Below are 23,867 nucleotides of genomic sequence, written 5' to 3' on the forward strand. Positions count from 1 at the left end.
CTTATTAAATTTTTAATATTCTAATGGGAGTGAAAATATAATTCATTCCAGCCAACGCTTTTAAAATACCGGGAGAGTTAACTGTCCCTGGCAGATCAAAAAAAATAACATCTACAGGGACAGCTGAGGTTTCTGAAAATTCAAGAGCAGCTTCTAAAATATTTTCTGCTTTATGCTGAATGACTGGATATGCTTTTTTGTTTATGGTAGTGAACTGTTTATAAGCTAATTTTTTCAAATGTTGATTTTCCATCACCATCGCAAGATCTCTGGTTTTCATTTTCATTAAACTGTGCTGAGGAAAATCAGCGTCAAATACAGCAATATTATATCCTAATCGATAATGTAAGATACTTGCTAAAAGTGTCGTAAATGTGCTTTTTCCTACACCACCTTTCTGTGATGAAAAAGCAATAAACAATGGTTGTTTTTTTGTGTTCATAATAAAAAAATTAAAGTTGTAAATTTTTGATGGTAAGCAGGAATGCTATCGGTCTACTTTTCATGATGTAATTCTTGCAATCATTATAACCTGCAGTCAGGTTGCAGTTTATCATACAATCATGACGTCAAGTTCTCTTGATGGAAAGCCTTGAAGTAGTTTTCCAATCAATCAATCAATCAATCAATCAATCAATCAATCAATCAATCAAGATATTCTGAATGTATTCCAACAATCAATCTGTATTTCCTGCATTACTGAATTCAAGATTGCAGGGATGCAGGCGATCGTGAGTTCTTGCCTTCAGTCAAACAGCATTGAAAGACTGCGCTACAGAATTCTGGTGCAAAGAACCTTTCATTTTCTTTCGGTTTTATTGAAGTGGTTGTCTTTGGCTTTAAAAGGTTGGATTTGGTCAGACCGTCAGTTGTTAATTTTATATAAACTCTATTTTACTTTGTAAACCAATTGCTTAGAGAATGACTTGTGAGTTTTTTAATGAATTTTTAGGAAGAAGAAATGAAAGCCTAAGGCTTTTTAGGATGGATATAATATTCTGTCCCGATGACAGATTATGGTGTTCGAAAGAACACAGCAAGTTGTGTTTTGAGTGCCTCATAACTGTTTTTTGTGCCTCAAAACAACTTGCTCTTGCAGAGGGCTGGAAAAAACTTCCGAAGTCAGTTTTTTTATGATATAAATTATGATTAAATGGAAGAGAATAAAAATGTAAAACAAAATAGAGGTGGGAGAAATCCGAAAACAAACCCTAGTATTCATCGTCATGTTTTTCGTTTGACTGATGAAGAAAATGCTCACCTATTAAGCCTTTTTGAAGCTTCAGGAATGAGTAATAAGGCCAAATTTATTATTGCAGTATTGTTCAGTAAGGAAATTAAGGCAGTGAAAATTGACAAAGGAACTACCGATTTTTACATGAGATTGACTTCTCTTTTTGGTCAGTTTCGTGCTGTTGGTGTAAATTATAATCAAGTAGTTAAGCTTTTATACAGCCGTTTTACCGAGAAAAAAGCTGCGGCATTTCTTTTTAAATTAGAAAAGCAAACCGCCGAGATGGCAAATCTTGGCAGAAAAATCATTGAGTTAACGGAAGAATTTAATCGAAATTATCTTTAAAAATAAACAGAAATGATTGCTAAAGTGGGTAGAGGAAATAATGTGTATGGTGCTTTAGCTTATAATCTACAGAAGGTGGATGATGAGAATGGGAAGATTTTGTTGATGAATAAAATGATTGAAACAAGGGACGGGAAATATACTGTTGCTCAGTTAGCAAAATCATTTGAACCTTATTTGGTGGCAAATAAAAATACAGAAAAAACGGCATTACATATTTCTCTTAATCCTGATCCTAATGACAAGGTTTCAGATGAAAAGTTTATAAAGATGGCTCAGGATTACATGAATGAAATGGGATATGGTGAACAACCTTTTGTGGTGTTTAAGCATACAGATATCAACCGCACCCATATTCATATCGTAAGTGTTGGAGTTGATGAAGAGGGCAAAAAAATATCCGACAAGTTTGAGAAAAGAAAATCTATGAAGATTTGTCGTGAATTGGAACAAAAATATATCTTGATTAGTGCTCCAAATAAAGAATCTGTACAAAATGAAAAGGTTTTCAGTCCGGTAAATTATCAGGCAGGGGATCTAAAAAGTCAACTCGCTACTGTCATTCGACATATTCCAAATTACTACCAATTTCAGACGTTAGGCGAGTATAATGCATTACTTTCACTTTTTAATATTTCCTGTGAAAAAGTTGAAAAATCAGAAAAGAGAGTTGGAAAAAATGGACTTTTGTATTTTGCTATAAACGATAAAAATGAAAAAATAAGCCAACCTTTCAAGGCTTCTTTATTTGGAAAAAACGCTGGCTTTGAAGCTCTGAATAATCATTTTTTGAAATCAAAAGAAACTTTGAAATTAAGTTCTATACATGAAAAATTGAAAGAGACTTTGACTTTAGCAATGAATAATTATCCTAATGAAAGCGAATTTAAAAATAAGTTGCAACAGATGGGAATTAATACCGTATTGAGACGCAATGCCTCTGGCAGAATATATGGAATCACTTTCATTGATCATCAGTCTAAGTCGGTTTGGAATGGTTCCAGGCTAGGGAAAGAATTTTCTGCGAATGCTTTTAATGAAATTTGGAATGAAGGTGTTGGCCATAAAGAACAAGTGAACAATAATATTGAAAAGCTAGTTGGAATTCAGAATAGACCTGAAATTTTAAATCCAGAAGAACCTCATGAATTGTTTAATTTTTTACATGACGATTCAGATTCTAAAATAAATGGAATAGGTAGTATGTTGCCGGAAATTCAAGGTGAGGATTATGAAGAGCTGGATTTTGAAAATAGAATGAAGAAGAAGCTAAAAAGAGTTAAAAAAAAGATAGAATGAAATTTTTTTAACTTTTAACCTAAAGTAAAAATGACTTCAATTAAAATACAAAATCTCTATAAATTAATATTATTCTAGGTTAATCAAATATTTTAAAAACCAATTGGGAATATGATCTTCATCAACGGGTAAAGTGATTACTTGATTTTCCATCTCTGCAATCATATTCATTTGATCAGAATTAACAATTAACCTGGGATTAAATTTGTTTTTATAAACTCTGAAAGTAGCGTAGATTTTCCCGAGTCATTGGGGTCGCAAAATACTCTGAGTTTTTTGGTCATAAGTGTATTTTACTTCCTTTTTTCAGACCTGTTTTTTCTGAAGTAACTTTAGAGACAATTCCTATTTCTTCTGTAACATTCCCTTCAATACGATAGATTTTGCCATTTCGGATAACTTCATACGAAATACCTAAAGCTCTTGAAATCCTTTGTGAATTTTCTGAAGCTCTTCTTGCAGATTTTACAAGACTTCTATTAGTAGTCTTCAATATTCGTTTCGCTCTCTGTTTTCTTCTATCTGACATCATTGAATAAATTGTACTTACGAATTTAAAAATTTTCTTTGAAAGTATATTTTAACAGCTTTAAACATCTTGTGCAATAAAAGTTTTTTAACCTTGATCAATTTTTAAATGTATATACAAAACTTCTTGAGATTGTTATTAACTAAATAAAACCTCATTCAGCAAGACACTAAATGAGGTAAATTGTTATAAGTTATAAACTTAGGAAAGTTCGTCGATTATATTAATAAATTCTGGAAAAGTATGTTTTAAATGATTTAAGAAAGTTTTTCGTTCATCATCATCTTTTGGTAGAGATGTACTGCAGCCCTCATAAAAAGCTGGTGCTAAGGTACAACTGCTTAAATTAAAATCTTTATTTACAACTTCAGCACCAAACCATGTATTTTTTGGTACTACAACTTGTAACTTTTCTCCTTTAGCAATATTTTGACCTAAGGTCTTCACTGTAGCTGTCTTTTTCACCAAATCGAAAATATAAATTTGTAATGCAGAACCTTCATGAAAAAACCATTGTTCGTCCATGGTAAGCATATGCAATTTTAACTTTGGAAGATTATCTATAAGTATATAGTTCAATGAATAGCTGCTGTCTTTGTCAGCTTCATGAGTGCTATCAATGCTAAAGTAACCAACACGATCTACTAACTTAAGTCCCAAATCTTTAATCCACATTTCTTTAGTTTTCCGCAGAGAGAAGTTTACTGTCGTACCCAAAATTTTAGCTTTGTCAGTTGCGCATCGCCATAATCCTTTTTGGGTAAGGATGGGTTGCTGGGATCCATCTGGTAGTTCTATTACTTCACGATGATTTAATAATGGAACACCTGAATTCCGTACCGCTTCATCATCCTTTACATGATCTGCTCTGTCATCAATTTGTCCTACAATGTCAGAGACAGAGCTTCCTACTAATCTGGCAAAGTTTTCATTACAAAAAACAAATCTCGAATCAACATCTTTCACACATGTATAGACGCCATCCATATTTTCTACAGATTTTAACTCTAAATTTGCTTCTAAAAGTTTCATAGTTTCCATGGTAATTAAGATTTAGATTGGTCGATTGATGATAGAAGAGTAGTAGATTCAGTTTTTTTCAGGCTAAGACGTTCTTCTTTAGCTACAAATCTTTTATCAGCTAATTGTAATGCCATTGCCGTCATGGTTAAAGTGGGATTCCAGGCACCGCTCTGAGCCCATAATGATGCTCCTGTTATGAATAAATTAGATACCGCTTTACCTATGTTTAACAACTGATATTCTAAATTCACTACAGCCTCAATATTATTATTGTTTTCAATAGGTAATGTAGAACCCTCGTGTACCATTGCGGGAACATGTGGGTACAGTGTACGGTCTTTTTTCTTCACCCATGTATTTTGTATTTTACAACGCTCGGGCAATGAATCTTTACCACTTACACGACACTCTTGATAATAGTTTAAATCACTATACCAATATTCAGGTTCATCAAATAGATAATCAAGAATATTATAGGTGGTTTTACCCATATCATCCCAAGTTTCTTTATCTAATGAACTTGGATTACAACGAAGTAAGCTTGCAGTTGTAGCGTCAGAACTTTTATTGGATTGGAAATATGAATCCGGATTATGAATATCTAATTCACCTAAAACAGCACACACTAAGATTACATGATTTTCTGAATCTGCCAATTGCTCGGGAGATGCTGTAGACACAACGTCAGGCATATAGCGCATTGCCAGCTCTTTGTTGTTATCAGGATTAGGGTCGTGGATAATGGACAGTTGAATATGAAACTGCTGTCCATTTTTCGCAAAGAAAGGCAGATAAATTGCTCCCATTTGCAAATTGCTGTTTTCTGAAATCGCCTGATCTCCTAAAAGCTTTGAAAATTTATTTTTCTCAACTCTGGCAGTTATTGCGGAAATCGTATGTGCTGTAAAATGCTTACCCGCTAATTCGTGGTTGAAAGATTTTTGAATTAGAGTAGCCGGTGGCATAGAGCCGGTTGCTAATATCAATTCTGCATCATTTAATGCAATGGTTCCTCTTGATGTCAATAATCCATAAGCTTGATTATTTTCATTCAAAATCTCTTCCACAATACAGTCCGTAACAATATGTAATCTATTGGGATACATATTATTGCCTTGTCTTCTTCTTTTTTCAACATCCTTATCTATATTTTTAGTTGAAAATGCAGTACTGTCTACCAAATTAAGAATAGCTGTTGGGGTAGAAAACTTATTAAAATCAATACCTTTATTCTCACCATCACCACAAGCTAAAGATGCATATTCTACTTTCATTAGATGTGCACCCGTCTCACTATGGGAATTAAACTCTTCTCTTTTGCTACTGAATATATCATGAATAGATTCTTGTAAACTACCATATTCAGGCAGTCGCAATTGACTTAAATTATCGACCAAATTCAACTTTTCTAAATTCATCGAAAAAGGCAGCTTGTTGGATTTATGAACATGCAACAATTTGACTGCTTCATCATAATAAGAGGTTTCATTATTTTTTTCTGTTAAAGACTTAAATAATTCTGGAGACCATTTCTCAGCCTGAGATTTCTCGGGTTGAGGACACCAGGCACTCCACAAGAAACTTCTGCCACCAAAATATGGCAACATACCATGTTGCGATACACGATAAGGAGCTTTTTCGAGCATAGTAGATTGAGACAAACTCCAAGGAAAAGTTTCAGAAATAGGACCAACGAGTTTCTTGTAACTCGCACCTAAGTTCTGAAAATGAGTTGGTAATAAAAAACCTCCACGCTCGATCATAAGAATCGTTGCTTCTTTGTCTTTTTCCAAAATTCTTTTAGCAAAGGCATATCCACAGAAGCCCGATCCAATAATTACATAATCGTAAGAATTATTCTCTTTAGCTTCTTTCCACTGACCGTCTGTCAGGAAATATGCGTGATTCATGATGTCTTGAATATCCGGTCGCTGAGGACCTGGCGTAGGGTATCCATTACCCAAGTTTTTTGATGAAGCAAAATTTGCCATAGTTGTTTAGTTTATTTTATGATTTTTATTAAAGTTTAAAAGGATTTGTAGCAGTTATTGGTTTGCTCTACAGTAATTTTCTAAGTTGTATGAGAAAGACATATGTCAAGAATGATTTCCCTCTGAATGGGAAAATCTAATGTGATATTCATGGTGTATTATTATTTGATAAAACTAATCAAAATGAAAATATTTTAAATAGGTATTTATACGGAATTTGTGGTATGCCCATTTAATCCATCATTATTGTGTGGTAAGACTCTTTTATGCTTAACACGGACTAAAAAAGCTATCTTTTCTTCGCATCATAAACTAATGTAGTTGTGAAGCATTAGTTTTAATATATTTGGTTTATTGTATTTATAAAACTCACAAATAATAATCAACATTCTGATGAATAACAACATCAGGGAGCTTTTGTTGGTAAAACTTTTGATGTATGGATTTATTGATTTAATAGACTAAATAAAAAGATGTGATAAGTATTAATTTTAATTTATTCTATAATTTTCAATCAATTTGTTTTTGATTTGATACGGGGTAAACCAATTTCATATTCCTGCGGGTAAGGTTTTCTGGATGTCATACTTACATCTTCACGAAGACTGTTTTCCACTTCTTTTGCTTTATCCTCGTCCATAGAATATCTGGGATCTGCAATGAGCGGCATCTTAGACATTTTTGTGATTGTAATCGTTGGAAAATGATAGTCTACTTCTACAGTTCCCAACAGAAGATAAATACCTCCCTCTTTAAAGGGGAATTGTCGAAGACTGTCTGGAAAATGAGCGGTATCAAAATATTGCCCCTCAGCATCTATCCAGGTTCCAAAATACATATCGTCTTTTTGTCCAAGATGACCTCTTTTTTTTATAGGAACATGTTTTCTTGAAATCAAATAAGCGAGCATTTTCACTTGTTTTTTGTGGTAATTAAAAAGATCTTTAACCAGTACGTGACCTCTGTACTTGGTTTTTAGTAAATCGAAAATTGAATAAGAAACTGGAAAACCTAATATTTCAATTTCATCAAAAGCATCTTCAAAAGGATTTCTTTCAATAACTGGTAATTGGTAATCTTTCTGTGGTTCATCAAACAACGATATAATTTTTGTTTTGTATTGATTCTTTGATAAAAGAAATCTCGCTTCAATTAATAATTCATGTTTTTGTTTTCCTGTAAATCTGAAAGCACCTACAAAAATCAATATCTGCAAAGTTTCAATGCCGATGCTGACTCTTTTGATAAAATCTTCTAAGGATATGTAATCACCATGTTCTTTTCTTTCTTCAGGAATAAAAAGTTTAACAGTCGCGTCCAGTTTTTCAATATGCATTAACCCTAAGTAAACATCTGTTCCATATACTGTCGTGTGGAATTCGCTGAGGTTCACACATGGATTGTGAATAGTTGCGCCTGACATTTTAGCTTCATGAACATAGACTTCGGTTCTGTAAAACCCTCCGCCATTATTAATTGCTGAAACCATAAATTCAATAGGGTAGTAGGCTTTTAGGTACAAACTCTGATAACTTTCAACAGCATAAGAAGCAGAATGTGCTTTACAAAATGAGTAACCTGCAAAAGATTCTATCTGTCGGTAGACTTCTTGAGACAATTGTTCAGGATGTCCTTTTGTCTTACAGGATTCAAAGAATTCATCTTTTAATTTCTGTAGAGCAGAAAGAGAACGTCCCTTTCCACTCATGGCTCTACGTAAGACATCACCATTTGCAGCGGAAACACCACCAAAGTGCATGGCAATTTTTATAACGTCTTCCTGATACACCATAATGCCATAGGTTTCCCCTAATTCTTTTTCAAACACTTCATGGAAGTATTCAAATTGACCGGGGTGATTATGTCGAAAGATGTATTCTTTCATCATACCACTTTGGGCAACTCCTGGACGAATTATAGAAGAGGCAGCGACCAAGACTTTATAATTATCACATTTCAGCCTTCTGAGTAGCCCACGCATAGCAGGAGATTCAATGTAAAAGCATCCTATCGTTTTTCCAATGCTTAGAAATTCATTACATAGGGTTTCATTCTTCGAAATTCTTGTATCTTCTATATCTATCGTTATTCCTTTTTTTTCCTCAATCAACTGAACGGTATCTTTAATGGTGCCCAATCCTCTTTGGGAAAGAATATCAAATTTTTCCAATCCAATATCTTCAGCAGTATGCATATCGAACTGTACGATAGGAAATTCTTTTGGAGGAAATTCTAAAGCAGAATAATAGGTGATAGGTTCTTCCGAAATCAAGATTCCACACGAATGCATACTTCTCTGATTAGGAAACCCTACTAACATTTGTTCATATTTATAAATCTCCTGAACAACTGAATTTTGATCATGCAGATCTCTTGATTTTTTTGAAAGCTGATCCAATTCGTCTTTTGGAAGCCCAAATACTTTTCCCAGCTCTCGGAATCTCGATTTTCTTTTAAACTCTACATTGGTTCCACAAAAGGCTACATGGTCTTTCCCATATTTATTAAAGATATATTCTAAAATAGTATCACGGTTCTTCCAACTCCAATCGATGTCGAAGTCGGGTGGTGACTTACGGTTTAGGTTGAGAAATCTTTCAAAGTATAAGTCCAGTTCTAAGGGGCATATATCAGAAATTCCCAGGCAATAAGCAATAATACTGTTAGCACCACTTCCTCTTCCCACATGCATAAAGCTCATGCTTTTACTATATTGCACAATATCCCAGGTAATTAAAAAATAGCCACAGAAATTAAGCTGATTAATAACTGTCAATTCTTTTTCGACTCTGTCTTTAGCTTGTTGATTATGATCAGGGTATCTTCTGGTTAAACCTTCATATGCCAGCTTTATCAATAATTTAAAATCATTTTCTTTACTATCAGTAAAATATTTTTTGTTTTTTGGCGTCTTGAAATCAAAATCAAAACTGCATTCATTGACTATATACTTCGTATTTTCAATAATCTTAGGATAAGCTTCGAATTGATTTAAAAGTGATTTTTTAGGAATAAAAGTTTCATTTTTCTTACAGTAATCTTTCTCCGTAAGTCTGCTCAGTAAAACATTACCAGCTACTGCTCTTAGTATCTTGTGAAGCTCAAATTCTTCCTCGGTTTTAAAGGTTATCGGATGCAGAATGACCATTTTGTGAATTAAAGATTTGTATTCAGGATTAATCAGGAGATTTAATTCATCCTTTCTTATTCCTATAAATTCATGCTCCGATAATTTTTCAGGAGTGTTTTGTAGGGGATAGATTACAAAACAATTTTCCAATGAAGGATTTACTTTTGGAATTTCAATTCCTTCACAATTATAATATGTCAACAGTCTGTTCACTTCGGCAATACCTTTGGGATTTTTAGCTAAGCAAATATAATACTGCTCATTTTCAACCCGTACATCAACTCCAATAATAGGTTTAATACCATTTTTCTGACAAAGTTTATAAAACTGATAGATTCCAGTTACCGTATTAATATCGGTTAATGCCAGAACTTTTAATTGATGGTCAACAGCCAGCTGAACCAAATCTTCAAGAGATATAGTTCCATAACGCAAGCTGTGGTAGGTATGGCAATTGAGAAACATATGCGATTTATTAATTTAAAAAACCTGAAGCTCTTCCTATACTCTTGACACCGAATCTGTCTTTAATTTTGTCCATAGTCTGATATAATGAGATCATTTCTTCCGTATCTTCAAAAAGATTCATCTGATGTTTTCCGGGAACAAGACCTGTAAACTTGATTCCAACCAAACGGATTCTCATTCTTTTGGTGAATACTTTTTTAAATAGTTCCAATACATACCTGAGTAGGGTGTGATCTGCTGAAGTGTAAGGAACTTTGCATTGTTTTACTTCTGTATAGAAATTAGCATACCTGATTCTTACAGAGACTGTTGAGGTCAGCCATTTTTCATGTCTCAGTTGATAGCAGAGCTGTTCTACCATTCCTGATAGAGTGCTTTCGAGTTTCTGCATATCAATAGTATCTTCAGGAAAAGTAGTTTCGGTAGATATTGATTTTTGTTCCGAATAAGTAACCACAGGAGTTTCATCAATACCATTCGCTTTTTTCCAAAGGGTAAGTCCATTTTTTCCAATAAGTTGTTGCAATACATCAACAGGCATTTTAGATAGGGTTTCTATTTTTCTAACCCCTAATCTGGAAAGCAACTCGAAAGTCACGTTACCCACCATTGGAATTTTTTTGATAGAAAGAGGATTTAGAAATGGCTGTATATTCTGTGTTATTAATTCTAATTTTCCTGTTGGCTTCGCTTCTCCTGTTCCTATTTTTGAAACTGTTTTGTTGGAAGAGAGTGCAAAACTTATAGGCAGACCTGTATTTTTCATGACTGACTCTGCGACCTCAGTTGTCCACTGATAGCATCCGAAAAATTTATCCATTCCTGAAAGATCAAGATAAAATTCATCTACACTGGCTTTCTCTAAAACGGGTACTTTCTCCTGAATGATTTCAGTAACCAGATGTGACATATTGGAATAATATTCCATGTCACCTTTGATGACCTTAGCTTCGGGACACAAGCGTTCTGCCATTCGCAGAGACATGGCAGAACGAACTCCAAATTTCCTGGCTTCATAAGAGCAAGATGCAACTACGCCACGGTCTCCACCTCCAATGATTACGGGCTTATTGTTCAGTTCAGAATTTTTAAGCCGCTCACAGGAAACAAAAAAGGTATCCAAGTCCATATGTGCAATTGTTCTTTCCATGGTGTAAATTTAGTCACGTTTTAAAACAAATTTTGTATTTTTGTTGTCTAAAATTGTAACAATGTCAAAATTCTCTGATAACATCGTGTTCCTGAGAGGTAAGAAAAATATTACTCAACATGAATTGGCAGATATTTTAATGCTTACCCGATCCAGATATGTAGCCTATGAATATGGAAGGTCAGAACCTCCTATTGAAATATTGATTAGAATTTCAAAATACTATGATATCAGCATTGACCTTCTGGTCAATGTAGATGTCAGGAAATTTTCAATCGATGAGATTATTGAACTTCCCGACAACAGAATTGTTCTGCCGGTAAGGGTCGATAATGAGGGGAACGATCAGATTGAGATTGTTCAGCAAAAGGCTTCGATGGGTTACCTGAACGGTTACAGTGATCCGGAATACATAGAAGGTCTTGATACCATTTCGTTACCTTTCTTAAAAGGGGGTAAGTTCAGGGCATTTCCAGCCGATGGGGATTCAATGCCTCCCTACAAGAACGGAACTTATATTGTAGGAAAATATGTAGAAAATCTTTCGGACTTAAAAACCGATAGAACGTATGTTTTCATTACAACCAATGATGGTATCAGTTATAAAAGGTTCCAGTTTCACGAAGCTGATAGTATTTGGGTTAGAGCTGACAATCAATTTTATGAGCCATATAAGATTCCATTAACTGAAATCAAAGAGATATGGGAATTTGCCTGCAGTATAAATACAAAAGAATATGGACCTGACGAATTTGCAGAGCATCATATTCAAAATTTTATCTCGGAAATCAAGACCGATATAAAACAGATCAAAGAAAAAGTAGGTGCTAAGAATTGAGCTTTTTTAGAATAAAAAGAGGTGACTTACTATCAGGAAAAATATTTTAAATGAAAAGTGGTATGGGCCAGCTTAGTTTATTTGATGCTGATGAATTTTACGAATTTCCGAAAGATCTTTTGGAATACAGAGAGAATTTTATCAGCCTGGATGAAGCAGATTTATTAAAAAATCATCTGCTTCGAACGGTTAAATGGGAGCAGCGAACACAGAAAATGTATGATAAGGAGGTTGTAACACCACGACTGACTGCATGGTACGGAGATGACAGAAAATCTTATCAAACTGCAGACAGTAATGCATCAGTAAAAAACAGCTGGACTCCGGAGCTTTTGTTATTAAAGGAAAAATTGAAAAAGAATTTGGATATAGCTTTAATGGCGTTCTGCTTAATCTGTACCGTGATAATAATGATTCAGTTGCGTGGCATAGGGATAAAGAAAGCAGTTACGGAAAGCGGCCAGTGATTGCATCAGTCAGTCTCGGGCACACCAGAAATTTTGATTTCAGAAAAAAAGATCATCATCGAAGCAAATACAGTCTTCCGCTTCCAAGTGGTTCTCTGCTTATTATGAAAGGAGATTTACAGGAAAACTGGGAGCATAGGATTGCTAAATCTACTGTTCCAATGAAAGAAAGAATTAATCTGACCTTTCGGCTAATCCGGGAATTGTAATTTAAATTTATATGGAGGATCAAAATTTAAACCGTACGGTCTATTCACCCACGGCAGTGATAGGAATCTTTAGTAATGCACTGAAGTTAAATGCTATGGTCAATCTGATTTATCTGAAAGGCAGATATTCTTTTGGTGGTGGTAAATCTTACGGTAATCATTACTACGACCATCTATTTTCTGAAGGTGACAACACTTCTGTGGGAATTCGAATTTCTGCGCTGCTTAGAAGTAAAATCAACAACAATGATGTCTACACGCTGAGAGGTTTTATCGAAAAGAGTATAAAAAATTCATCTATTGAACTCCGTTTTGTTGTTGATGAGATCATCCGGCAAGAGGAAAAATCAATATCTGAGGAGGAATTGGAGAGATATGAGCTTATTCAGAAGAAGCTTGAAATCGGATCAAAGAATCTTGATACTTTAATTAGAGAAAAGATTCTAAAAAACGAAAAAATCAAAGTAGCCAATATCTATGGTAATAATGCGATTGTACAAAACGACTTTTTAGAAGGGGTAGATGTATCGTCAGTGAATTTTGATATTGATAATCACAACTGTAATATAACTTCATCTACTGCTATCATTTCAAAACTGAAGGAAGTTTCAGCTTTGAATTATGATATTATTGCTCTCGTACGGGGTGGGGGAGATCGTCAGAGCATGGAGACCTTTAATGATTTAATACTGGCAGAAGTTTTTGTTAGCCTTAAATCAGTCACGGTGACAGCAATCGGTCATACTGTTGATGAAACACTGCTGGACAAACTTGCTGACAAACGATTTCACTTACCGCACGATTATGGTGCAGGGCTTCATTCTATAGTTGAGAAGCTTTCCCATGAGCGATCAAATTCAAGATCTTTACTGATTGATGAGGTCAAGAAAGATGTTTCCAAGCAGTTTTCAGAGCAGGTTGAAACTCTGGAAAAACAATTAAAGAAAAAAAATGAAGAATTTACCGAAGCTCAGAAAACATACAAAGAACAGAGCGAAACCCATAATAAAACTTTCGGCGAACAGTTAAAAATAAGAAACGAGGAATTTCAAAAGCTTCAGAAGGATTCAGCGAAACAGCTTGAAGATATAACTAAAAACTTTCAGGAACAGCAAAAGCAACGTCAGGCAGACATGGAAAGTTACAAGAAAGAAATTGCTGCTATGTACGAGAAGAATACACAATCCGCCATCGATGAGAAGACTAGTTCCCTAAAGGTTAATATTGAAATGATGAAGCTAGAAAATTTAAGATTGAATCAGCAGGTTGAGAACAGTAAGACGGATTATGCAAAAATCATTATTGCTTTTATTTTGGCACTGATCATAGGATTTGTAATGGCAAAATTGATGTAAGTTTTTTAATAGTCATTAAGTTAAGATTATGTCTTACAGATTAAATGAGTCGTTAAACAACAAGCTGTTTGAAAGACTGTCTGGACTCCAAAGGTGTTATTATATTCCTTTGTCCTTGAGGGAAAAATCTTTTTAGATTTCCAAAATCGTAGATTACAGAATCTCTGGAAAAATATTTTAGACTTACATCAATGTTCTACTTTATTGTTTTCAGGAATTGATTGCTGTTTCACTTGTACCTTCCTGAATGATAATCTTCATAGAAAAATCAGAAACTTAACAGGATACAAACGCAGTATATTGAAATAAATCATAATTAATCTTCATAATTATTATATTATTTTTCATAAGACTTGTATTAAGCAATTAATTCATAAAAAAACCAATAGTCATGTTGCAATGACCATTGGTTGAATTAATTATAAAAAATAAAAAATATTTATCTCTTCATTACTTTACCGGTAAGATTTCCCTTATCAGTTGTAATTTTGATAATATAGTTTCCTGTTGAAAGACTTTGCATTTGGATTTTATTATCATTACTATCAAATTTACCTTTTTTCACGAGTTGGCCTGCAGTAGAGTAGATTGCATAATTTTGTAAAGTGTTTTTAGTGCTTACTATTACAAAATCCTGTGTTGGATTTGGGTAAAATGAGATTTGGCTGTCTTCAATTTTGGTCTCAGCTGTACTTAGTGCACTGCATGCAGTATTTGCCAGCTTTGCAAAGAAAAAATTAGTTTTCTGAGATCCTGAAGCATTGCTGATTGTCGGAACCCCGTCATTGGGATCAACAAACAATTGTCCATTAATGAACCCTCCGAGCATAATATTTCCATCATTATCAGTTGCTATTGCTGTAAAGTGGTCTTCTGCTCCCGAACTTCCCAGTACTTCGTGAGTTCCTGTTACAGCACCTGTATCTTTATTAAATTTTACAACCAAAGGATCAGTACGCTCATTGACAGGTCTTACCATAGGGAAATTCCCCCATGTTTCACGGATGCTTCCTTTTGCGAAAAGAACTTCATTACCTTTAATCGTAATTGGCATTCTGGCATTTTCGATTGCTACCTGTGTAGAACCATCTGATAAAGCAGTGGGATAATTCGACCAGATAATATTACTTCCGGTATTGGACGTGCTTAGTTTCATAACATAACCGATTTGTCCTGTTAGAGGAGTTGAAAAAGTAAAATCACTTCCAAATGAGACAGTATTGGTTGTTTTTCCAATTTTCCCAGAAATATAAATATCGCTTGTTAAAGGATCTTTTTTTAATCCAAAAATAAAATTAGATCCAATACTTGAAGTAGTAGTAAATTCTCTTCTCCAAAGTTCATTGGAAGTTGTACTGCTAAAAGCAAGAAGGAAACAAGAACCTGCAATTGGAACATTATTGTATGAAAGAGCAGCTCCATTACTACCTGTTCCTTCATAATTTCTAGATCCACCAAGATAATATCTGCCATTAGCTTCATCATACATGAAATTTAAATATCCACCTGTAAAGGTAGTTGAACCTTGCAGTGGAACTAAGGAAGGGTTGCCAACAATGTTTCCGGAACTATCATACTTTACTATATAATATTGATAATTATTATTCGTATTATATGATGAGGGAACAGTAATTAAGCCGCCTAAATGAGTTCCATTTGAAAATCCTAAAAGGAGATGCAAATATCCCTGCGAATCAATTACAGGTTCACTTAAATCAATGTAATTATTAAAGAATGTAACATCACCCTGAAAGTCTTTGCGCCATGTCAATTGACCGTCAGCTGTACTATATTTCAAAAGAAATCCTTGTCTTAGTGCTGCCTGCGGTTCAAGGGGATTATTAGTGATTGTGGGTTGAATATTATTGTCACCAAATCTTGGCGGAAGAAAACCACTGCCAGGCGTGGCATTATTGGGCATGAAAACGCTTAAATATAGATTTCCATTATTATCTAAAACAATTTTTTGTGCTAAACCACCAGTATTACCACTTCCCCCAATTGTCCTTGTCCATCTTACATTTCCCTGACAATCTGTTGAAAATATAATTAAATTACGACCACCATAGTTAGTAACAGTCTGTCCGTCTAATATTGGAACAGTATTAAACAAAGAGCTTAAATAGTATGTATTGTTCTGATTATCTACCGCTATATCTAAAATATGTTCATCGGATGTATTATTAAATCCGACACTGCTTGACCCATTGGTGGCTCCACCGGTTTTTGCCCATTGGAAGGTGTAGGCTTGTGCATTAAAAAATATAACAGCCATTAAAGCTATCAGGATATACATTTTATTTTTCATACGCATTATTTTTATCATTATTAAATATATAATCTTTTTTTAATAGTAAAGTAGTTATTTTTTCAATATTTTTTTGATTTTCATATTTATTACATTAATTAAAATCAGTCTGCCCAATGAGGAGGGCAGACTGATTTAATTTGATAATTATTCTTTTAATAATTTTCCCTGCATTGGTTTTCCGGATGTAGTTATATTAACTAAATACATTCCTTGTAACCATCTGCTTACATTCAGTTTTACTTCGCCTTTTGACTTAGATAATTTCTCTTGATGACGAATATTTCCACTTTGGTCATAAATATAAATTCCCATTGCTTCTACCTTATCACTTCCAGTATCATAAGTTATTCTCACCTCATCATGAGCTGGATTTGGAATCATCTTTAATACTGACTCCGTTTTTATTGATGCAGCAGCTGTTTTACTATAAATCAAATCATCCATCACTACTTCAGCTTTTATCACACACCCTGGTATTGGCCCTGTGATGGTTAGAATATCTACACCACCAGGGAATGTATTTGGATCCGGATAAAAAATAACAGGATTCATATTATAGCTTTGTCCCGGACCAATCATAATGCTGGATGGATAATATACTCCGTAATTATTGGCGCTTGTTAAATTAACCGTAACCGCCTGATTACTGAAGTTCATGATAGTTCCAAAAATTAAATAGTTACTTCCTTCCTTTTTAACAGATTGTAAAGCAAAATCGAGTTTGCAATCTCGGGGTGCACAATTTGGATTATTAGGAGATGGGCTGACATTCATATTTCCAGAAGTTATTTCACATCCTCCATTTTCTAAATGTAGATTATAAGTACCTGGAGTTGAAGGCCAGAAAGGATTGATAAATCCGTTACCACTTTGTTGCGGATTACCAAAATACTGCCACTCATAATTATCATAAGTTCCTCTTGGTCCGATGATAAATCCGTCGCCTCTACAGATGTCATAGCAGCCTGTTGGGAAAATCCACATTAAATCTTCAAGACTATGCGGAACCATAATCTGTTGAGTAGAGGTACATCCTGAAGGTGCAGTGTAATTTACCTGATACAAACCACCAGTATTTACAAAAATCTCAGAACCTGATTGCCCGTTGCTCCAGTTATAAGTTCCAGCACCTGGATTGGAAAGAGATAACTTCACCGTATATGGTGAACAGTTAATAACTGTAAAGATGGCATTCGGTGCTGCAGGAGGGCTGCTTACTGTAACCGTGAAACTCGAACTACCTAAACAAGTTGGATCTGATGCAGACCATACATTTAGTGTGTATACATAGGTTCCGACAGTCAGGGGAGCAGAAGTGTAAGTAATCGGTGTTGCGGAATTTCCAGTTTGAATTGTAGAATTTCCTCCTCCGTTAAAACTTTGCATCAATTCATACTGTAGGTTATTATCAGTCACAACTCCCTGTAATGTTATTGTATTATTTTGACAAACTTGGGAGCTGCCAACAATACTGACCTGAGGAGCGCTACGGATATTTACAGAAACCGGATCTGCTGCCGAGGTTTTATCTAAACATCCATTCGTTGCATCCCTTACAATGACCCAATAACTACCTGAAGTTATTGGTTGATAACTCGGAATCAAAGTTGTAGTAACGCTTTGGTTTCCGTTCATCCATTCATAATTTAATGCTGAACTACCAGTTGTAGTAACTATAAGTAATGGCTGATTAGGACTGGTTTCACAAACATCAGTACTAAATCCTGACAGATTTACACTTAAAAACTTTGATTCATTCACAACAATTGTAACAATTGCGCTTAAAAATACGCAACCATCAGGAGTTGTAACTTCTAATTGTACTTCATGGTTCGGGCTTGCTGTATTAAAAGTAATATCAGTATTTGCATTATTTGCGATATATGCAGTTCCTGCAAATAACCATTTATAAATATGATTCGGTAGAAAGTTTGCTTGCGGGATACTTAAGATAATTTTTTCACCTTTGCAAACCGTGGTTTGTGATACGCTAAACTGCGTGTTTGGTAAGTTTGGCATTGTCACAAGTTCACTGTAAATACAATCTGGCATACTACCTGGACCATCAAGTTTGATCGAGAAATTATAAGATGTTCCTGGCTGCAGTCCTGAGTAGGTTACAATCTGACCATTTTGTGCATTCCCTCCATTCATCGTGTAACTGTAACTAATACCTGAAGATGTAATACCCGATAGTAGTGAAGTGTCTGTAAGGGTTACATTATATGTTCCATTACTATTACAACTGATTTTAGCTTTGAAGTCAGGTTTGTAATTTTTAGTAATATCTACTTGATTCTGTGCAGTACAACCATTGTAATCCAAGCTCAGATTGATACTGTGTACTCCTGCTTCCACTACAGTAAAAGTTGCAGATGTACTTGTACTTCCTGATTGTAATTGGAGAAACGGACTTGAAGACCATTCAAAAGTATTAGGATTACCTGTGAATGTTGCAGTTGCAGCAATTGTATTGCAGTCAATCCATGTTGCTGTAACATTTAAATTTGGATTAGGATTAATTGTACATGGAGGGAATGATCCACATCCTTCAGAAACTATAATGTTTTGTGACTGAGATTTGCAACCATTACTATTTGTAGTAACAACTAAATAGTAGGATCCTCCTGGTGAAGGTTGATTAGTATTATTTATCAAATACGTTGGATAATAGCCTAGTGGCGTTATCGGTGATCCATTCTTAAACCACTGGTACGAAACATTGTTAATACCTGATGGAATACTTCCTGATAACTGTTCATTGTAAGTAGATGTCGGACAGATGGAGTAGAAGTATCCAGGTGTAATTGTTACATCCAGTTCCGGAATAATATCAAAATTAACTGCAGCGGTTGCAATGTAATTACATCCGTTAGGAGAGGTAAGCTGAACCTGAAGCGACTGCGATACTACAGAGTTTGTTGAATTAACAAAATGATTATCAATTACAAATGTCTGAGTTCCTCCCCCGGATGCTACAGTCACCTGCTCAGTATCTGTGTTTGGAAATGTAAAAGTTAATGTCCCGCTGTTAACTGTTGAGGGTAAGTTTACAGAGACTGAAAAAGTAGGACTGCCTTCACAAATTGTACCACCATTAACACTAATCACAGGTAACGTTTGTAAAACAACAGGAATATTAATTGGGAAATTCTGTCCACACTTTGTTACTGTCAAAATAAGATTTGCAGTCGATCCACCTGAAATCTCGTTGAAGTTAACAATAACTGCATTTGGATTAGTAGGATCCACTAATAAACTTCCAAAGTTCTGATGCTGAGCATCGAAGCTCCAGTTAAAATCATCAGGAACAATTCCGTTGAAATTCGCTGTAAATGTTGCACTGCTGCTTGGACAGAAAACATTTGTTCCTGCAGAATTTGATACTGTTATGGTATTAAAATCTACTTTTTGCACTGCATAGCTAATAGGAGAGGAGAGACAACCTAAACTGCCTATCGTTCTGTTTTGTACACTTACAACGTAGGATGTTGCGGAAGCATTAAAAACGATATTTACACTATTGCCTGTATTACTACCTTGAATAGTTCCACCTACAACGCTCCATACAGGTAAAAAACCAGCATTTGGTGGAGTAATGGTGTACGTATATGGAATACCGGCACATACAATTTGATCTCCGGTGATATTTCCTGTTGGTGCAGGAGGTATTGGTAAAGCTTTTACAACATATCCTTCTCCGGTACAGCCTCCGTTAGCGTCTGTTGCGGTGATAATGTACGTCCCCGGATTTGGAAATAAATACTGAAATGAACCTGAAGTATTTTGTGTATCAATTACAGCTCCGTTGAGTATAACCTGCCAAATTACATTTCCTGATCCATTACTGTTAAAAGTTAACGAATTTCCTGTGCATACTTCCGGCTGTCCACCCGTAATGCTTAAAGGTTCTGTTACTACAATAGTTATTGGTTCACTTTTTCCTCCACATTTTAGTAAAGTGTTTTCATAGTAACTTCTTAGTGTATATGTTCCCGGAGAAGTAAATTTTAAAAAGACTTCATTTCGTTGAGAATTGTAAGTACTCTGTACTGGTGCCGGGCCTGAAACATCCCATTGGAAATCAGTAGTTGGCCATCTTGGTAATTCGTATTTGTACTGCTTCTGAATACAGACATTTGTCGGTCCCTGAATAATCCCATTTGGAACTACAACAGGAATTTTAATCGTGTTCCAGGCTGGACATCCACATTTTGAACGGTACTTCACATAGCCGAAACCATCAGCAGGATCTACCTGATCCCAGGCAATCTCGATTGTATTCCCATTTATATTTAAAATTGTACCCCCGATAACATCCCAATCACCATCACAAGTATTGTTTGCAGTATAAGTTTGTTTTGAACCAAAGCATACAACTCCTGGGCAGCTTATTTCTATTGGATTTGCCTGTAAAACATTGATATCCATTTCAAAATAACTGCTGCAGTTACATTGATTGGTAACTTTTAATCTAACAGTGTAAACACCTGCTGTGGAAAATGTGTGAACAGGTTCAAAAACGCTAGTAGTTGGACTTCCGTCTGCGAAATCCCATTCATAGCTCACAATCCCTGTTCCGCCTCCGGGAAAAGATAGATTATCAAAATACACTGGTGTATTTTGGCATACATCTTTGCCCCCGCCTGCAGCAATTGCAAATTGGGCAACAGGTCCATCAATCTTTTCAATACAAATGGATTTTGTTTCTTGGGTTCCATTTGAGTAATTGATAGTGAAATTTACCGATCCGGCACCGGTATTGCCCCAATCTATTGTAGCACTGTGAGGATTAGTTGCAGTGGATGAAATGGTACCGCCTGCAACTCCCCAATTTACAGAGGTAATAGTTAGAGTGGAAGATGCAAGAGTGTATGTGACTTGAGATCCCTCACATACCCTTATACAGTTACCCATATCTATTTCCTCCAACAGCCTGATGCCTTGCTTAGGATCTTCATTCTCCTGCGAGTTATACTCCTGACAGCCAACCTGACTATTCCAGGAAATTGACGTGCCCGTATTTTGTGAGAAAAACAGCAATGGCAGAAGAAAAAGCCAAAGGAGTAATATTTTATTTTTATAAGGTTTAGTTTTTATCATAGTAATATTAATTTATGTGTTATGAAAATGATATAAAAAACCTTCATTCTACAATTGAAGGATAGAATTATAGAGAATTCTGTTTCGGAATTTTATCATGGATGTTTGGTGTTAAATCGATTTGAATCTTATTATTTAAAATCTATTAATCATCTGTGCAATTCTTAAATCCTTTTTGCAAGGAAAAAGAAATATGACATTTGTAAATCTTAATAAAAAGTTAAAATTCAAAGACTTTCAAATCTCGTTTTTAAATTTAATTCACACAATAGGTAATTTTACGTGATTTTCAGAATGATTTTTATTTTGGATTTACAACCTTATTTTATATAATCACATCTGTAACTATATACTGTTGTGTTGTTTATATAATAAAAAAAACAGACCAGGGATAGGTCTGTGTATCATTAGGAAAAAAATACGATTACTGATCTTTCGAGATAAGATTAAGTTCCAATGCTAAAATCACAACACCGAGAAAACTGTAACATCCTGTCTTTTTTAAGATATTGCTTTTGTGCCCTTCTACAGTGCGCACACTGATATTAAGTCTGTCAGCAATATCCTTGTTGTTAATATCCAAAGAAGACAAGCGGATAATTTCTAATTCCCTCTTTGAAAAATCAAGCGAAATCTGTTTTGCATCATACTCTTGAACTGGATCATGTATTTTGGAAACGTGTTTTTCCAATTTGGGATCATATAGAAAGTTTGATTTTTTTATTTTTCTGATAACTTCTATCAGTTGTTCGGGATCCGAGTCCTTTGTGAAAAAGCCATTAACTTTGTATTCTAATGATTTTCTGACTACATGCTCTCCAGAAAGCTGTGACAACATTATAATGGCAATTTCCGGATGATTAATCTTAAGTATTTCCGCAGCTTTCAGCCCATCCATTACAGGCATTTGAATATCTAATAGAATAAGTTGTACTTTATTTTCCGGTAAAGACAGTTTTTCTATTAATTCAAGACCGTTTGTCGCTTCAAATACAACTTCAATGTCTTTTGTATCCTCAAGTAGTCTTTTCAGACTTTTTCTGAAAATCTGATGATCGTCTACAATTGCAATTTTAGTCCTCATGTCCCGTCAGTATTTTAAAATGATTACCATTATCAGAATTTATCTGTTGCAGAGATCCGCCAATAAAGTCTATCCTTGACAAAATATTTTTCAGACCATAACCGATGCTCTGATCTGCACTTTTTTGAAAATCATAAGTTTTCCCATCATCGAAGTAATGTAGCAGACTCAAATTATCTTCCTGACTGATATAAATTCTTATATTTTTTGCCAATCCATGTCTTATACTGTTGTTGACCAGTTCCTGAATTATCTGGAGCAGTTGGTAAGAATTTTCGTGAGAAATTTTGATGTCTTCAACACTGGAAAATTCATAATTATATCCATTCCTCTGGCTGTTTTTTCTTAAAAAATCCTCAAGAGAAGGTATAAAACCAGCTGTAACTAAAATCGGAGGCATCAGATTAAAGCTTATTCTTCTAATCTCATGTTGTGTATTTCTCAGTTCTTCGCTTGCTTCGGAAAGAATTTCAACGACTTCAGGATCTGATATCCTTTTTTTTAATAATGTGAAATAAATATTAATGGAAGATAGATTTCCAGAAACAGTGTCATGGAGATCTTCAGAAATTCTTTTCCTTTCTTCCTGCTCTTTTTGAAGAACTGCTCTTATTTTAAGACGTGACTGTTCTTTTTTTAATCTGAGCATTCTGTTTTGATAAAGAACCGCTAAAAAAACGATCCCAACTGAAAGAAATGCCATTGCTGCACTGCCAATCCAGAAAAATAATTTTATTTGAGTGAAGTTTTCCAAATTCCAGTAATTAAAAAAAATCTTAGTAAAAGTGAAGCTATGATATTTAAAATCCAAAACTCCATCAACTTCTCCGAATCAAGTTTCATAATAATATCGCTTAAGAGAAATAGTAGAAAAGTTGTAGAGTGAAAAATGAATATACCTGAAATATAATAAAAATCTGGAATACTCCACAGATTATGGTTCTCCATTTTTGAAAAAGTTTCCACAAACCACAATGTTGTGAATATAAAAATGTATAAAGTATACACAAACGAACTTAGAGGTTGACTTAAAATCTCTTCACTAATAAAAAAATATTGAGAACCTTGCGAGATTAGAAATAGAATGACAAAAGCAAAGGAAAGCCGTTTGTATTTTGGAAAATTAAGTTTATAAAAATAGTAGGAAATGCTAAAAAACTCCAAAATGTCATAAATAGCAAACCAACCCGAACTATCTTTTTTAAGTATTAATGAGAATATGGTTTCGTACACTGCACTGAATGCTGTAAGATAAACAAACGGTGCAATTGGACCAACTTTAAATCTTTTGAGTCCAGTTAAAAATGCTGGAATTATTCCCATAAACAGGG

The 23,867-nt window shown here is 34.6% G+C and carries 16 protein-coding genes and 1 pseudogene; 6 read left to right on the forward strand and 11 right to left on the reverse strand.

What is annotated here, in order from left to right; all coding sequences use genetic code 11:
* Window positions 1-22 precede the first annotated feature (22 nt).
* Window positions 23-442: pseudogene (locus AC2A1G_RS08635) on the reverse strand (ParA family protein); the annotation flags it as partial.
* Window positions 443-1,153: 711 nt separating this feature from the next.
* Here AC2A1G_RS08635 and mobA point away from each other — a divergent pair.
* Window positions 1,154-1,579 carry a conjugal transfer protein MobA gene (gene mobA, locus AC2A1G_RS08640; RefSeq protein WP_484046518.1) on the forward strand — a complete coding sequence of 142 codons (426 nt, stop codon included), beginning with the start codon at window positions 1,154-1,156 and terminating at the stop codon, window positions 1,577-1,579.
* Window positions 1,580-1,591: 12 nt separating this feature from the next.
* On the forward strand, window positions 1,592-2,878 hold the full coding sequence (gene mobB, locus AC2A1G_RS08645; protein ID WP_484046519.1) for a conjugal transfer protein MobB: 1,287 nt from the start codon (window positions 1,592-1,594) through the stop codon (window positions 2,876-2,878).
* 280 nt (window positions 2,879-3,158) lie between these two features.
* Here the strand turns inward: mobB and AC2A1G_RS08650 are convergent, their stop codons facing one another.
* The 5 genes from AC2A1G_RS08650 to dinB form a co-directional block, all read right to left on the reverse strand.
* Window positions 3,159-3,410 (reverse strand): hypothetical protein, encoded by a 252-nt coding sequence (locus tag AC2A1G_RS08650; RefSeq protein ID WP_484046520.1) that lies wholly within the window; start codon window positions 3,408-3,410, stop codon window positions 3,159-3,161.
* Between the two features lie 198 nt (window positions 3,411-3,608).
* A complete protein-coding gene (locus tag AC2A1G_RS08655; RefSeq protein ID WP_484046521.1) occupies window positions 3,609-4,448 on the reverse strand; it encodes a cupin domain-containing protein in 840 nt (279 codons plus the stop codon).
* Window positions 4,449-4,453: 5 nt separating this feature from the next.
* Entirely contained in the window at window positions 4,454-6,421 is a 1,968-nt protein-coding gene (locus tag AC2A1G_RS08660) for a hypothetical protein (RefSeq protein WP_484046522.1), read from the reverse strand.
* Between the two features lie 514 nt (window positions 6,422-6,935).
* Window positions 6,936-10,016 carry a DNA polymerase III subunit alpha gene (locus tag AC2A1G_RS08665; protein ID WP_484046523.1) on the reverse strand — a complete coding sequence of 1,027 codons (3,081 nt, stop codon included), beginning with the start codon at window positions 10,014-10,016 and terminating at the stop codon, window positions 6,936-6,938.
* 10 nt (window positions 10,017-10,026) lie between these two features.
* Window positions 10,027-11,169 carry a DNA polymerase IV gene (gene dinB / locus AC2A1G_RS08670; protein ID WP_484046524.1) on the reverse strand — a complete coding sequence of 381 codons (1,143 nt, stop codon included), beginning with the start codon at window positions 11,167-11,169 and terminating at the stop codon, window positions 10,027-10,029.
* A gap of 61 nt (window positions 11,170-11,230) precedes the next feature.
* On the opposite strand from dinB, the gene AC2A1G_RS08675 reads away from it, so the two are divergent.
* From AC2A1G_RS08675 to AC2A1G_RS08690, 4 genes are read left to right on the forward strand one after another with little or no spacing between them, the layout of a single operon-like run.
* A complete protein-coding gene (locus AC2A1G_RS08675; RefSeq protein ID WP_484046525.1) occupies window positions 11,231-12,007 on the forward strand; it encodes a helix-turn-helix domain-containing protein in 777 nt (258 codons plus the stop codon).
* A 50-nt stretch (window positions 12,008-12,057) separates the two neighbouring features.
* Window positions 12,058-12,474 (forward strand): hypothetical protein, encoded by a 417-nt coding sequence (locus AC2A1G_RS08680; protein ID WP_484046526.1) that lies wholly within the window; start codon window positions 12,058-12,060, stop codon window positions 12,472-12,474.
* Window positions 12,402-12,683 carry an alpha-ketoglutarate-dependent dioxygenase AlkB gene (locus tag AC2A1G_RS08685; protein ID WP_484046876.1) on the forward strand — a complete coding sequence of 94 codons (282 nt, stop codon included), beginning with the start codon at window positions 12,402-12,404 and terminating at the stop codon, window positions 12,681-12,683. Before AC2A1G_RS08680 ends, AC2A1G_RS08685 begins: the two co-directional genes overlap by 73 nt.
* 11 nt (window positions 12,684-12,694) lie before the next feature.
* On the forward strand, window positions 12,695-14,038 hold the full coding sequence (locus AC2A1G_RS08690; protein WP_484046527.1) for an exodeoxyribonuclease VII large subunit: 1,344 nt from the start codon (window positions 12,695-12,697) through the stop codon (window positions 14,036-14,038).
* A gap of 439 nt (window positions 14,039-14,477) precedes the next feature.
* On the opposite strand, the gene AC2A1G_RS08695 is transcribed toward AC2A1G_RS08690, so the two are convergent.
* The 5 genes from AC2A1G_RS08695 to AC2A1G_RS08715 all read right to left on the reverse strand — a co-directional run bounded on the left by AC2A1G_RS08695 (window position 14,478) and on the right by AC2A1G_RS08715 (window position 23,859).
* Window positions 14,478-16,346, reverse strand: coding sequence for a T9SS type A sorting domain-containing protein (locus AC2A1G_RS08695; RefSeq protein WP_484046528.1), 1,869 nt, complete (start codon window positions 16,344-16,346; stop codon window positions 14,478-14,480).
* A gap of 147 nt (window positions 16,347-16,493) precedes the next feature.
* Window positions 16,494-21,452: a PKD domain-containing protein gene (locus AC2A1G_RS08700; RefSeq protein WP_484046529.1), complete on the reverse strand. Its 4,959-nt coding sequence runs from the start codon at window positions 21,450-21,452 to the stop codon at window positions 16,494-16,496.
* A 424-nt stretch (window positions 21,453-21,876) separates the two neighbouring features.
* Window positions 21,877-22,536: a response regulator transcription factor gene (locus tag AC2A1G_RS08705; RefSeq protein ID WP_484046530.1), complete on the reverse strand. Its 660-nt coding sequence runs from the start codon at window positions 22,534-22,536 to the stop codon at window positions 21,877-21,879.
* The gene (locus AC2A1G_RS08710) at window positions 22,526-23,290 is read right to left on the reverse strand and encodes a sensor histidine kinase (protein ID WP_484046531.1); all 765 of its coding nucleotides are present in this window, start codon (window positions 23,288-23,290) and stop codon (window positions 22,526-22,528) included. Before AC2A1G_RS08710 ends, AC2A1G_RS08705 begins: the two co-directional genes overlap by 11 nt.
* Window positions 23,269-23,859, reverse strand: a complete 591-nt coding sequence (locus AC2A1G_RS08715) for a hypothetical protein (protein ID WP_484046532.1) — start codon at window positions 23,857-23,859, stop codon at window positions 23,269-23,271. The genes AC2A1G_RS08710 and AC2A1G_RS08715 overlap by 22 nt, the downstream gene beginning before the upstream one ends.
* Window positions 23,860-23,867 lie beyond the last annotated feature (8 nt).

The sequence above is a fragment of the Chryseobacterium sp. HNCC26DJ240 genome (assembly GCF_057180485.1).

Coding starts and splice junctions, on each gene's coding strand:
- mobA (WP_484046518.1), top strand. CDS start 1,154: ATGGAAGAGAATAAAAATGTAAAACAAAATAGAGGTGGGAGAAATCCG.
- mobB (WP_484046519.1), top strand. CDS start 1,592: ATGATTGCTAAAGTGGGTAGAGGAAATAATGTGTATGGTGCTTTAGCT.
- AC2A1G_RS08650 (WP_484046520.1), bottom strand. CDS start 3,410: ATGATGTCAGATAGAAGAAAACAGAGAGCGAAACGAATATTGAAGACT.
- AC2A1G_RS08655 (WP_484046521.1), bottom strand. CDS start 4,448: ATGGAAACTATGAAACTTTTAGAAGCAAATTTAGAGTTAAAATCTGTA.
- AC2A1G_RS08660 (WP_484046522.1), bottom strand. CDS start 6,421: ATGGCAAATTTTGCTTCATCAAAAAACTTGGGTAATGGATACCCTACG.
- AC2A1G_RS08665 (WP_484046523.1), bottom strand. CDS start 10,016: ATGTTTCTCAATTGCCATACCTACCACAGCTTGCGTTATGGAACTATA.
- dinB (WP_484046524.1), bottom strand. CDS start 11,169: ATGGAAAGAACAATTGCACATATGGACTTGGATACCTTTTTTGTTTCC.
- AC2A1G_RS08675 (WP_484046525.1), top strand. CDS start 11,231: ATGTCAAAATTCTCTGATAACATCGTGTTCCTGAGAGGTAAGAAAAAT.
- AC2A1G_RS08680 (WP_484046526.1), top strand. CDS start 12,058: ATGAAAAGTGGTATGGGCCAGCTTAGTTTATTTGATGCTGATGAATTT.
- AC2A1G_RS08690 (WP_484046527.1), top strand. CDS start 12,695: ATGGAGGATCAAAATTTAAACCGTACGGTCTATTCACCCACGGCAGTG.
- AC2A1G_RS08695 (WP_484046528.1), bottom strand. CDS start 16,346: ATGAAAAATAAAATGTATATCCTGATAGCTTTAATGGCTGTTATATTT.
- AC2A1G_RS08700 (WP_484046529.1), bottom strand. CDS start 21,452: ATGATAAAAACTAAACCTTATAAAAATAAAATATTACTCCTTTGGCTT.
- AC2A1G_RS08705 (WP_484046530.1), bottom strand. CDS start 22,536: ATGAGGACTAAAATTGCAATTGTAGACGATCATCAGATTTTCAGAAAA.
- AC2A1G_RS08715 (WP_484046532.1), bottom strand. CDS start 23,859: ATGGGAATAATTCCAGCATTTTTAACTGGACTCAAAAGATTTAAAGTT.